This is a genomic window from Bacillus sp. IBL03825 (assembly GCF_024712505.1).
GTDB lineage: Bacteria > Bacillota > Bacilli > Bacillales > Bacillaceae_G > Bacillus_A > Bacillus_A wiedmannii.
Window position 1 is genome coordinate 3,853,820 of sequence record NZ_JAMXKE010000001.1, and the last position, 12,065, is coordinate 3,865,884.

Sequence of the window (12,065 nt, forward strand, 5' to 3'; positions counted from 1 at the left end):
AATCCATTTATTTTCAAAACGAATTTTTTCTTATTCTACAGAGAAGATAAACGAATACACCGGTTGGTTTCCAGCATGTACTTCTACTTCTGCATCTTCAAAATTCTCTTCTACAAATGCAACTAACTCAGCTACTTCTTCGTCAGTTGCATCTTCACCTTGTAGAATCGTTACAATTTCAGAATCTTCATCAATAAGTGCTTCTAGTAATTGCTTTGCAGCTCCTACTTTTGCAGCATTTGTTGATACGATTTTCCCATCTGCAATACACATGAAATCATCTTTTTGAATTGCTACACCATCAATTTCCGTATCACGTACAGCATACGTAATTTGACCGGTTTTCACATGAGATAAAGCTTCTTTCATGTTTTCTTCGTTCTCTTCTAACGTTCCAACTGGATTAAATGCTAACATTGCAGCCATACCTTGAGGAACTGTTTTTGAACGAATTACAATCACTTCTTGATCCACAACTGACGCTGCTTGTTCTGCTGCCATCACGATATTTCCGTTGTTCGGTAAAATAATGATTTTTTCAGCATTCGCTTCTTCAATCGCCTTCACAATATCCTCCGTACTTGGATTCATCGTTTGGCCACCTTCGATAACTTTCGTCGCGCCAATGCTCTCAAATAAAGTTTTGATACCAGATCCCATAGCAACAGTTACGATACCGTACTGTTGTTTCTCTTTAGACTGGCTAGTTGGCTCAGGCATCATAGTAGGCTCATCTAATAAAGCCGTATGCTGTTCACGCATATTTTCTACTTTAATCTTAATTAAACTACCATAGCGTTGTCCATAATTCATAGGATCTCCAGGATGTTCCGCATGAATATGAACCTTAACAACCTCATCATCTGATACAACAAGTAGTGAATCTCCGTACACACTAATATCTTCACGGAACTTTTGTTCAGAGAAATTATGTTCTTTCATTTTTTCAGGCTCTAATTTCACCATGAATTCCGTACAATATCCATACTTAATATCTTCTGTACTCAATTGGCTTTGTACACTACGGTGATGTTCTGCGCGTACCATGTCATTCATAGATGGTTGGGCAGACACATTAGAAGAAATCGTTTCTCCTTTTAAGTCAGCTAAAAATCCTTCGTATACAACAACAAGACCTTTACCACCGCTATCTACAACGCCAACTTGTTTTAATACAGGTAATAAATCTGGCGTACGATTTAACGATGCATTCGCTTCTTTCACAACGTCTTCCATAAACAAAACAAAGTCGCGCTGTTTTTTCGCAACTGTCACTGCATATTTACCCGTTTCTCTTGCAACCGTTAAAATCGTTCCTTCAATCGGTTTCATAACCGCTTTGTAAGCCGCTTCTACCCCAGCATCTAAAGCTGCAGCAAAATCAACTGTTGTTAATTCTTCTTTTTGTTCAATGGATTTAGAGAAACCACGGAATAACTGAGATAAAATAACTCCAGAGTTACCACGAGCTCCCATTAATAATCCTTTGGCTAAACTTACGCCGACTTTACCAGCATGCTGTGAAGGATTTGCTTTCACTTCACGTGCGCCTGAAGTCATTGATAAGTTCATGTTTGTACCGGTATCGCCATCTGGAACTGGAAATACGTTTAATGCATCAACAAGCTGAACATTATTTGTTAAATTATTCGCTCCTTGCATGATCATTTGTGATAAACGTTTCCCATCAATTTTTTGAATTGACACAGATTTTCCTCCTTAATGCACATTACAAGTTTATTACTTTAACTCCTTGTACGTAGATGTTTACAGAATCTACTGCTAGTCCTACAGTTTGATCTAATGTATATTTCACTTTCGTCTGCACGTTATGTGCTACTTCTGAAATTTTCGTACCATAGCTCACAATAATATACATATCAATATGTACTTCATCTTCATCTTTACGAACAATAACACCTCTAGTGAAGTTTTCTTTTCGTAAAATGTCTGTTAAACCATCTTTTAACTGATTTTTTGATGCCATACCTACGATACCGTAGCAATCTACTGCGGCACCTCCAGCAATTGTTGCAATTACATCTGTACTAATATCAATTTGACCATACTTCGTTTTAATTTCAATTGACATCTCGTTTCCCCCTTCATAAATGGTGAAAGTGAGCTAGACTACTTTAGTTACTATCATATAATCTTTTTAAAGAAAATTCCATCGTTCTTTCTTTTCACTCTCATATTTTATGTTTTAAATCACATTTTTTATGATGAGCAAAATAGTCCATTGTTATTATACAACATGTACCACTATAATATGTCAAGCAATTTTTCTTGATTTCAACTTTTCATCATCGACATATGGTGTCAAGTAATTTTTCTTGATTTCTTTTTTCTACGGTGTTGCATTCTCTTTTTAGTTGTGTTAAATTATAGTAGTGTTTTTAGCATCGCAAAAAAGACTAACATTGAAAAATTACGTATGGTAAGGTATCAAGGGAGGGAAATATAAATGGCTCGTGTTTGTGCTATCACTGGAAGAAAAGCTCGTTCTGGTAACTCTCGTTCTCACGCAATGAACGCTACAAAACGTAAATGGGGCGCTAACCTTCAAAAAGTTCGCGTACGCATCGACGGAAAAGTTCAACGTGTTTACGTTTCTGCTAGAGCATTAAAATCTGGCAAAATCGAACGTGTTTAATAATAAAAAAAAGAGCCGCTAGGCTCTTTTTTTACTATGACAATGGAAAAAGCACCGGTAATAGGTGCTTTTTTTAATCTTTTTTGAAGGTATTTAGCATGGCACGAACAATTCCACCAAGAAATTTAGGTAACTTAATTGTATAAAATCTCATGGTTTCCCTCCTAATCCCCATTACTCCACTTGTTCACTATATGATGTAAGGAGCAAAATTGTTTCTTTAATCAGTGCTTCTTATCACCATTAATATGCCAGAAGTAAATGAAAAAGTACCTTTTTCCTCAACGAGTTCATTACTAATACAAAGTGTTGATCCCCATTCTATTGTTTTATTAGTTAGAGGATACTTAAAACCAAGTAATGTAATCCCTTCTACTATTTCAGTAACCGGTACAAAAGATACATAAGGGAAATTTTTATTGTCTTCAATTATATGTGTACCCACTTTTTTCACGCTTATTTCATTTTTATTATCTACAATACACATTTCTACCCCTACTTCTAACCCTCTTAAAAGCATCTGTATATTTGCTAAACCGTGATCCAGCCTTCCACCAGTGGCACCAAAAATACGAATCAATGTGGGATTTTGTTCTAACGCCCAGTTAATCGCAATTTCTAAATCTGTTTGATCTTTTTCACGAGGAACAATATGTAAGTCATTTGTTTGCTGGCCCATCCATACTAATTCCTCTTCAGTAACTGAATCGTAATCTCCAAACGCAACAGTTGGAGTAATTCCTCCCTTTAATAGACGATATACTCCTCTATCAACTGCTGCCCATACTACTTTCTCATTTTCATATCGAGAAAAATCTGCACAATATTCCGCAGGTCCACCCGCTAAAATATGAATAATCATGTTTCCTTCCCCTTCTATTGTAAAAAGGCAATCTGCCATTCGGTAGATTGCCTTTTTACATGTTTTTTCTCTATCCTTTATAAATAGTGAACACTTACTACACTAGAAGTTTCACTGGGATAAAGACTCGTTCATTCATTATCCACGAATGACACGAATTGCTTCACCGCGGTCTTTTTGATTGTATACTGCTGATCCAGCTACAAGTACATTTGCTCCTGCTTCAACACAAAGTCGTGCTGTTTCAGCGTTTACACCACCATCAACTTCAATTTCTACTTCTAGATTGCGCTCTTTAACCATTTCTGCCACTTGTTTAATTTTCGGTAATACAGAATGGATAAATTTCTGTCCACCAAATCCAGGGTTTACTGTCATAAGTAATACCATATCGATATCTTCTAATACATGCTCAATCGTCGAAACTGGCGTATGCGGATTTAATACAACTCCCGCTTTAATGCCATGAGATTTAATTAGCTGAATTGTACGATGCAAATGAGGGCACGCCTCTACATGAACAGTAATAATATCCGCTCCCGCTTTTGCGAAAGTCGGGATATAGTTATCAGGATTTTCAATCATTAAATGTACATCTAATGGTAAAGATGTAATTGGGCGGATAGCTTCTACAATTAATGGTCCAATCGTAATATTTGGTACGAAATGTCCATCCATTACATCGACGTGAATGTAATCCGCTCCGCCTTTTTCTACATCTTTAATCTCTTCCCCTAATTTTGAAAAATCTGCTGATAAGATCGATGGTGCAATTTTAATCATAACTAATACCTCGGCTTTCTCTCTCTAATTTCTTCTACGAATTGTTTGTAATTTTTATAACGATATTCTGTAATCTTCCCTTCTTCAACCGCTGTCTTCACAGCACATTTCGGTTCAGCAAGATGTGTACACCCTCTAAATTTACAGTATTGGCTCGCTTCTTTCAACTCTGGAAAACAATATGTAAGATCTTCTACCTCTATATCTATGAAATCAAGTGAACTAAAACCAGGTGTATCTGCAACTAGTCCGCTTCCAACCGCAATTAATTCCACGTGTCTTGTCGTATGTTTCCCGCGTCCTAAATGCGAGGAAATATCATTCGTTTTCAGTTCTAACTCTGGACGTAAAACGTTAAGCATAGAAGATTTTCCAACACCAGATTGCCCTGCAACAACAGAAATGCAACCTTCTAAGAATGGTTTTAAAATATCAATACTTTCCGATGTGTTTATAGAAGTAAATAACACATCATATCCCATCTCACGATAGTCATTTGCATAAGATTCAACAGTCTCTCTCATTTTTTCATCCACTAAATCCATCTTACTAATGCAAATAATCGGCTTAATGTTATGATATTCAATCAGCACTAAAAATCGATCTAATAGTCCCGGGTTAAAATCTGGTTCTACTGCAGAGAAAACGAGAATTGCTTGATCAACATTAGCAATAGGAGGCCTAACAAGTTCATTTTTTCGATCAAATACTTCAAGTACATATCCTTCAGTTGGATTATCTGCTTGAAAAACAACTTGGTCTCCTACCAGTGGTGTAATTTTATTTTTTCTGAACACACCACGCCCGCGACATTGTGTAATCCCTTCTTCATGCTGCACATAATAAAATCCACTTAGAGCTTTTACAATTTTTCCTTCTGGCATATAATTCTCCTTTATTTTGTATAAAGTGAAGCTGTCATTAATATTGAATGGTTTAAAATTCTTTAAATACTTATTTCAAAACCCGTCATATATACAAGTTAATATATTTAATCTACCATCAAATTTAAAATATTATTTATAACAGTATCACTTTTATAGCTTTTTGAATCATATATTTTTGCCTGTTATACAGTCCACTATATGTAGACAGCATAACAGGCAAGAGTAATACATTCCATCCCCTCTAGAAAGAAAATGGAAGTCATTATTATTGAGTTGGGTATGGTACTTCTTTGTCGATAATCGTTACACCATCTCGTACAATTTTATAGTGTCCTTTTGTACCTTCTTGAATTACAAATTCTAAAGAAATAGTTGCCGACTCTGAAATTGTTCTAGTTTCAATTGGTCTATCCATTTTTTGTTGCATATCTTCTTTATAAATTTCTATTGTTTGCGGTTTTTTCTCACCAATTATAGAAGACTCATACGGAATAGAAATATTATCCACTTTCACTGTTTTCGTTACTTTCGGCTTAGGCCCCTCTGAAATGATAATCGTCACTTTATCTCCTTCTTTTAACGGCGTTCCTGGTTTTGGAGATTGCGAAATTACAAGTCCTTTATCAACAGTATCGGAATACTCTCGTTTTATATCTGGAGTTAGTTTTCTCTCATTCAAATAACCATTTACGCTATTTTCAGTCCATCCTGAAAAATCACCTGGTCTAATTTGATAAGGACCTTTACTTACCCAAATTTTTAGTTCTTGTTCCGCCTCTACTACCATTTGATCAGGCGTCGGAATTTGCTCTACGATTTCACCTTTTGGCCTATCATTTTCAATAAAATTTATTGTAACTTGCTTATATTTTTCTTCTAATTCATTCCTTATACTCTCAAAATCTTTTCCTGTGAGATCACTCATCTTACTTTTCTTTTTTCCACCTGATTGATAGATAGTAATTTTAGAGTTTTCTTTCACGACTCTTCCTGCTACGGGGTCTGTTTTTATCACATCACCGGTTTCAACATCATCTGTATATACAATATTAGGTTCCGTAATCTCAAAACCCTTTTCAACTAATGTATTTACTGCTGTCGTATATTTCATACCAGCCACATCAGGGACTTTTACATCTTTTGGAATAAAGAATCCTGGAACAACAGTAAGCGCTAACGTTATTCCAATCGCTAAAAGTAAAAATGTTGTAATTAAAATTTTGAGCCATTTATTACTTCGTTTTTTCTTCTTATTTAAATCCGTTTCTTCTTTTCTTGTCTGCTCATCCACTTTACTTCCTTTTAAAACAATTGTTTCATCAGTTACATTTTGGAATAATTGTTCTTGTTGAATAATTGGAATCGCTTTTGTCGCTTCCATATCTTCCGGTATGTAAAATGGCTGCTCATTTACCCTCTCTGGATATAACGCAGTTTCAATATCTCGTTTCATCGCATTGGCAGATTGATATCGGTGAAACGGATCTTTCGCAGTTGCCTTTAATATAATATTTTCGACACTTTGCGGAATATTTTCATTCCATCTTTTTGGAGACGGAATTTCACTTTGTAAATGTTTTAAAGCTATAGCAACAGCAGATTCGCCAGAAAACGGTTGTCTTCCTGTTAACAACTCAAACATAACGATTCCTAGGGAATAAATATCTGATTGTTTATTTGCTATCCCGCCGCGTGCTTGTTCTGGTGATAAGTAATGCACCGAACCGAGTACCGAATTTGTATGTGTAATTGTTGTTGCACTTGTAGCTGTCGCAATTCCAAAATCTGTTACTTTTATTACTCCATCAGCTCGAATTAAAATATTGTGCGGTTTAATATCACGGTGCACAATTTCAAAATGATGGGCGTGTGCCATGGCGGATGTTAACTGCTCCATAATATCAAGAGCTTCTCCTATAGGTAACATCCCTCGCTCAATTATGTATTGCTTCAATGTTTGTCCTGGTACATACTCCATTACAAGATAATATATACCATCTTCTTCTCCGACATCATACATATTCACAATATTTGGATGCGACAACGTTGTAACAGACTGCGCTTCTCGATGGAAACGTTTAATAAACTCTTCGTTATTTGAATAGTCGAGTCTTAATATTTTTACCGCTACATCTCGGCCAAGTATATCATCATGAGCTAAATACACATTGGCCATTCCACCACCACCAATCATTTTCAGCAGCTTATAACGGTCATTTAAGCGTTTTCCAATCAGCACGTTGCACTTCACCTACTTTCGTTTGTCGAACCCGCATAATCAATAAGAACAAGGGTGATATTATCTTCCCCGCCACGATCATTCGCCAATTGAATGAGACGTTGTCCCTTAGTTTCAAGCTGTTCATTTAACTGTAAAATTTGTTGCATATCAGCAATAGAAACTTTGTTAGATAACCCATCAGAGCAAAGAAGTAACTGATCATCTTCCTCAAGCACCAATGTTTTAACATCTAATCCGACTTTTTCTTCTGTTCCTAATGCCCTTAACAAAACATTCTTTTTCGGGTGATATTCTGCGTCTTCTTTTGAAATTTCACCATGTCTCACAAGTTCATTTACAAGTGAGTGATCTTCCGTTACAAGCGAGATTTCTCCCTCTGATACCATATAACAACGACTATCTCCTATATGACCTATTGTCACAAAGTTTGGCGTACAAATCGCTATTATAAGTGTTGTTCCCATACCATTACATTCTACATGTTGCTTAGAGTACTCATATATACGCTCATTAATAATCCCAACACTCGTATGTAACCACTCTTCTACTTTTTTTGGTTCATTCATATTATGCGTTTGCTTCCAATAATCATGGAATAATTGAATGGTCATCGAGCTAGCTACATCACCAGCTCGATGACCTCCCATTCCATCTGCTACTACCGCTAAAATATTTCCATCTAAATTGTGAAAAACTCCTGCACTATCTTCATTATGTTGACGAACTTTTCCTTTATCTGATAGAAACACGGCTTTCATCTCGTCACCTCGTCTCTTCTTTACGCTCCTTCGCACGTAACTGACCGCAGGCTGCATCAATATCATGACCTTGTTCACGGCGAATTGTTACATTCACTCCACGATCTTTTAACGTTTTTTCAAATAAGAAAATTTGTTCACGTGGCGTACGTACATAATCACGTTCAGGTACGTAGTTTACCGGAATTAAGTTTACATGACATTTTACACCTTTTAAAAGCGCAGCAAGTTCTTCAGCTTGCTCAACTTGGTCATTTTCTCCTCCAAATAAGCCATATTCAAACGTAATACGACGCCCTGTTCTATTTACATAGTATTTAACAGCTTCCATTAAGTCTGGTAGCTTATAAGCACGGTTAATCGGCATTAATTTTGAACGTAACTCTGTATTTGCAGAATGCAATGAAATCGCAAAATTAATTTGCATATCTTCTTCAGCGAACTTATAAATTTTTGGAACAATTCCACTTGTTGAAACTGTCATATGTCTTGCACCAATATGAATTCCTTTTTCATGGTTTACAATGCGTAAGAATGACATTAAGTTGTCGTAATTATCAAACGGCTCTCCAATTCCCATAACAACAAGCGAACTTACACGTTCTTCTGTTTCATCAAGTGCACGTTGCACTTCTACTACTTGCGCTACAATCTCTCCAGCCTCTAAGTTTCGTTTTAACCCACCAAGTGTAGATGCACAGAACGTACAACCGATACGGCATCCAACCTGTGTTGTTACACAAATAGAATTTCCATATTCGTGTCGCATTAACACTGTTTCAATAGAATAACCATCATATAATTGGAATAAGAATTTAATTGTTCCATCAGAAGATGTTTGTTTTACCAATGTATTTAAAGTAGTAATATCAAAGGAATTCGACAATTTATCGCGTAATCCTTTAGAAAGATTCGACATGTCGTCATAATTTTTTACACGTTTTTTATATAGCCAATCAAAGATTTGTCCTGCACGGAATTTAGGTTCTCCTTGTTCCTTTAACCAATCTTGCATTTCATGAAGTTGTAAAGAATAAATTGATGGTTTCTTCGTTTCTAGATTTTTCTTTTGTTTTCTCACAGTCGTTTCCACGATGCTACACCTTCTTCCTTAAACAAGCAATATAAAAGCCATCTGTTGCAAAATAATGCGGTAAAATTCGCACTTGACCTTCATCAATATGCGGATTTAACTTTTCTGGCATGCGATCTTTTATCGTAGTATCCCATTCAAATTCAGGATGCTCTTGTAAAAATTGCTTTATTACTTGTTCATTTTCTATTTTTTCTATTGTGCACGTACTATAAACAAGGCGACCACCTTGTTTTAATAACGGTGCTATTTTTTCTAGTATTGCAAGTTGAATCGTCGATAATCTTTCACTATCGCCTTTATTTTTACCTAACTTAATATCAGGTTTACGTCTAATCACACCAAATCCAGAACATGGTGCATCTACTAATATTTTATCAAATGTTTCATTCGCAAAGTGTTCTTGCACTTTTCTAGCATCTAGTGCTTTTGTTTCGACATTTTCTAGACCAAGTCTCTCTGCTTGTTGTTTAATTAAACGTACTTTGTGTGCATGTAAATCAAGAGACATAACTTGACCTGTTCCTTTTAATCGCTCTGCAATGTGCGTTGTCTTTCCGCCCGGAGCAGCACAACTATCAAGAACTACATCTCCCTCATTCGGTTCTAAAGCGCGTGCTACAAGCATAGAACTTTCATCTTGAATAGAAAGAAAACCTTTTTTGAACGCATCTGTATGCGCTACATTCCCTCTTTCAATTTGAATTGCATCCTCTGATAAATCGCCGCGCTTCGCTTCTATACCTTCACCAGCCAACAACTCAATTGCTTCTTCTACTGTTATTTTATCAACATTTACACGCGCTGTTGGTACCGGAGGTAACATGTTCACTTCACACATTTTCTCTGCTGTCTCTAAACCATATTCAGAAGCCCAGTCTTGCACAAGCCACATTGGATGACTTGTTGCAATTGCCAAACGTTCTATTGGATCCTTGATTTCATCTACAGAAGGTACCCCTTCTCTCTGAATCGAACGTAATACCCCGTTTACCATACCAGCAATCCCTTTATGCCCGCGACGCTTTGCAATTTCAACTGCTTCATGAATAGCCGCTCTTTCTGGCACTCGGTCTAAATAAATCATTTGATATAAAGATAAGCGAAGTAATACTCTTACCCACGCCTCAACCTTCTTTTTTAAAAAAGGCTGTAAATAATAATCTAATGTGTCACGACGTTGAATCGTTCCATATACAATTTCAGTTAACAAACCAATATCTTTTCTATCAATTGCATTTTTTTCAATTAGATTATTTAAAAGTAAGTTACTGTATGCACCACTTTTTTCTACTTGAATTAAGCCATCAAGAGCTAACTCACGAACATTTTGTCTCATGCATTTTCTCCTAACTTCGTTCCAATTTCAGGTTTTGTGCCACGTAAAAATTGCGAACAACTCATACGTTTTTTACCAGAAGGTTGCAATTCAGTGATTTTAACACCTGTCTCATTCCCTGTTGCAACAACAAATCCATCTTCTTCAAGAGCTACTATTGTACCTGGTTCAGCTTTCTCTGTAATAGAGACCTTTTCTCCCCACCATACTTTAATAACTTGTCCTGCCAAAGTCGTATAAGCGACTGGCCATGGATTCAATCCGCGAATGTGATTGTATACTTCTTCACCTGTTTTTGTCCAATCAATTTTCTCTTGCTCACGTTTTATATTATATGCAAACGTTACTTCTTCTTCGTTTTGTTTAATTGGTTCTAACTTACCTTGAATTAATAAAGGTACTGTTTTAGATAGAAGGTGTGCCCCTGCTTCACTTAACTTATCGAATAAAGAGCCTGTCGTTTCACGCTCTTCAATCTCGACTTCTACTTGCGTTAAGATATCACCAGCATCCAATTTCTCTACCATATACATAATTGTAATACCCGTTTTTTCTTTACCTTCCATAATTGCATAATGGATTGGTGCACCACCACGAAGTTCAGGTAGTAAAGACGCATGGACGTTAATACATCCATACTTCGGTGCTTCTAAAATTTCATTTGGTACAATCTGACCGAAAGCAGCTGTTACAATTAAATCTGGCTCTAATGCCAAGACTTGTTCATATTCGTCTTTTTCACGAATTCTTAACGGTTGTAACACCGGAATACCATGTTTTTCTGCTTCAACTTTAACAGGTGTAGGTGTTAATACTTTTTTTCTACCTACCGGACGATCGGGCTGCGTCACAACACCTATTACATCATAGCCATCTTCGATAAGACGACGAAGCACCGGCACTGAAAAGTCCGGTGTTCCCATAAATACTACTTTTATCATTTAAAAACCGCTCCTTTTAATACCTATTCTAATTCGTTTTCCTCATAATATCTTGTCACTTTTGATGTAAATAACACACCGTGTAAATGATCGATTTCATGTTGAATTGCACGTGCTAAAAATCCTTCTGCTTCTAGTAAAAATACTTTACCTCGGCGATTTTGCGCACGTACTTTAATATAATCCGCACGTTCCACTTCACCATAAAGTCCCGGGAAGCTTAGACAGCCTTCGGGACCTACTTGTTCACCACGTTTTTCTAGTATCGATGGATTGATTAACTCGATTTTCCCCGTATCATCACCGATATCAACTACCGCAACTTGCAAGCTTACACCTACTTGAGGCGCAGCTAAACCGACCCCGTCCGCAATTAACATTGTTTCATGCATATCTTTCAACAATTTCACTAACTTTTTATCAAAGTTAATTACTCTTTCGCATGGTGTTTCTAACACTTCATTTGGATGCTTTACTATTTCTAAAACTGCCATATTTCCCTCC

At 36.5% G+C, this 12,065-nt stretch carries 13 protein-coding genes; 1 reads left to right on the forward strand and 12 read right to left on the reverse strand.

Going from position 1 to position 12,065, the window contains the following annotated elements:
* Window positions 1–30: 30 nt before the first annotated feature.
* Window positions 31–1,707 carry a DAK2 domain-containing protein gene (locus tag NHG49_RS19585; protein ID WP_088047265.1) on the reverse strand — a complete coding sequence of 559 codons (1,677 nt, stop codon included), beginning with the start codon at window positions 1,705–1,707 and terminating at the stop codon, window positions 31–33.
* Between the two features lie 22 nt (window positions 1,708–1,729).
* Window positions 1,730–2,092, reverse strand: coding sequence for an Asp23/Gls24 family envelope stress response protein (locus NHG49_RS19590; protein ID WP_000021109.1), 363 nt, complete (start codon window positions 2,090–2,092; stop codon window positions 1,730–1,732).
* A gap of 375 nt (window positions 2,093–2,467) precedes the next feature.
* On the opposite strand from NHG49_RS19590, the gene rpmB reads away from it, so the two are divergent.
* Window positions 2,468–2,656 carry a 50S ribosomal protein L28 gene (gene rpmB, locus NHG49_RS19595; RefSeq protein ID WP_000124776.1) on the forward strand — a complete coding sequence of 63 codons (189 nt, stop codon included), beginning with the start codon at window positions 2,468–2,470 and terminating at the stop codon, window positions 2,654–2,656.
* 73 nt (window positions 2,657–2,729) lie between these two features.
* Here the strand turns inward: rpmB and spoVM are convergent, their stop codons facing one another.
* The 10 genes from spoVM to def all read right to left on the reverse strand — a co-directional run bounded on the left by spoVM (window position 2,730) and on the right by def (window position 12,055).
* Window positions 2,730–2,810, reverse strand: a complete 81-nt coding sequence (gene spoVM / locus NHG49_RS19600; RefSeq protein ID WP_001213599.1) for a stage V sporulation protein SpoVM — start codon at window positions 2,808–2,810, stop codon at window positions 2,730–2,732.
* Between the two features lie 66 nt (window positions 2,811–2,876).
* Entirely contained in the window at window positions 2,877–3,557 is a 681-nt protein-coding gene (locus NHG49_RS19605; protein ID WP_064474998.1) for a thiamine diphosphokinase, read from the reverse strand.
* A 99-nt stretch (window positions 3,558–3,656) separates the two neighbouring features.
* The gene (gene rpe / locus NHG49_RS19610) at window positions 3,657–4,301 is read right to left on the reverse strand and encodes a ribulose-phosphate 3-epimerase (RefSeq protein WP_061678216.1); all 645 of its coding nucleotides are present in this window, start codon (window positions 4,299–4,301) and stop codon (window positions 3,657–3,659) included.
* Between the two features lie 2 nt (window positions 4,302–4,303).
* Complete coding sequence (gene rsgA, locus NHG49_RS19615) at window positions 4,304–5,185, reverse strand: ribosome small subunit-dependent GTPase A (RefSeq protein WP_064474997.1); 882 nt, start codon at window positions 5,183–5,185, stop codon at window positions 4,304–4,306.
* Between the two features lie 268 nt (window positions 5,186–5,453).
* Complete coding sequence (gene prkC, locus NHG49_RS19620; protein ID WP_064474996.1) at window positions 5,454–7,427, reverse strand: serine/threonine protein kinase PrkC; 1,974 nt, start codon at window positions 7,425–7,427, stop codon at window positions 5,454–5,456.
* 8 nt (window positions 7,428–7,435) lie between these two features.
* A complete protein-coding gene (locus tag NHG49_RS19625; protein ID WP_000648694.1) occupies window positions 7,436–8,188 on the reverse strand; it encodes a Stp1/IreP family PP2C-type Ser/Thr phosphatase in 753 nt (250 codons plus the stop codon).
* A gap of 4 nt (window positions 8,189–8,192) precedes the next feature.
* Window positions 8,193–9,281 carry a dual-specificity RNA methyltransferase RlmN gene (gene rlmN, locus NHG49_RS19630; protein ID WP_000450539.1) on the reverse strand — a complete coding sequence of 363 codons (1,089 nt, stop codon included), beginning with the start codon at window positions 9,279–9,281 and terminating at the stop codon, window positions 8,193–8,195.
* Window positions 9,282–9,285: 4 nt separating this feature from the next.
* Window positions 9,286–10,620 (reverse strand): 16S rRNA (cytosine(967)-C(5))-methyltransferase RsmB, encoded by a 1,335-nt coding sequence (gene rsmB, locus NHG49_RS19635; protein ID WP_064474995.1) that lies wholly within the window; start codon window positions 10,618–10,620, stop codon window positions 9,286–9,288.
* Window positions 10,617–11,561, reverse strand: coding sequence for a methionyl-tRNA formyltransferase (fmt, locus tag NHG49_RS19640; RefSeq protein WP_000598793.1), 945 nt, complete (start codon window positions 11,559–11,561; stop codon window positions 10,617–10,619). Before fmt ends, rsmB begins: the two co-directional genes overlap by 4 nt.
* Before the next feature lie 23 nt (window positions 11,562–11,584).
* A complete protein-coding gene (gene def, locus NHG49_RS19645) occupies window positions 11,585–12,055 on the reverse strand; it encodes a peptide deformylase (protein WP_000279468.1) in 471 nt (156 codons plus the stop codon).
* Window positions 12,056–12,065: the final 10 nt, after the last annotated feature.

Excerpts from the sequence above, each read along its gene's own strand:
- NHG49_RS19605 (WP_064474998.1), bottom strand. The coding sequence starts at position 3,557 with ATGGCAGATTGCCTTTTTACAATAGAAGGGGAAGGAAACATGATTATT.
- rpmB (WP_000124776.1), top strand. The coding sequence starts at position 2,468 with ATGGCTCGTGTTTGTGCTATCACTGGAAGAAAAGCTCGTTCTGGTAAC.
- rsmB (WP_064474995.1), bottom strand. The coding sequence starts at position 10,620 with ATGAGACAAAATGTTCGTGAGTTAGCTCTTGATGGCTTAATTCAAGTA.
- rpe (WP_061678216.1), bottom strand. The coding sequence starts at position 4,301 with ATGATTAAAATTGCACCATCGATCTTATCAGCAGATTTTTCAAAATTA.
- NHG49_RS19625 (WP_000648694.1), bottom strand. The coding sequence starts at position 8,188 with ATGAAAGCCGTGTTTCTATCAGATAAAGGAAAAGTTCGTCAACATAAT.
- rsgA (WP_064474997.1), bottom strand. The coding sequence starts at position 5,185 with ATGCCAGAAGGAAAAATTGTAAAAGCTCTAAGTGGATTTTATTATGTG.
- def (WP_000279468.1), bottom strand. The coding sequence starts at position 12,055 with ATGGCAGTTTTAGAAATAGTAAAGCATCCAAATGAAGTGTTAGAAACA.
- NHG49_RS19590 (WP_000021109.1), bottom strand. The coding sequence starts at position 2,092 with ATGTCAATTGAAATTAAAACGAAGTATGGTCAAATTGATATTAGTACA.
- spoVM (WP_001213599.1), bottom strand. The coding sequence starts at position 2,810 with ATGAGATTTTATACAATTAAGTTACCTAAATTTCTTGGTGGAATTGTT.
- fmt (WP_000598793.1), bottom strand. The coding sequence starts at position 11,561 with ATGATAAAAGTAGTATTTATGGGAACACCGGACTTTTCAGTGCCGGTG.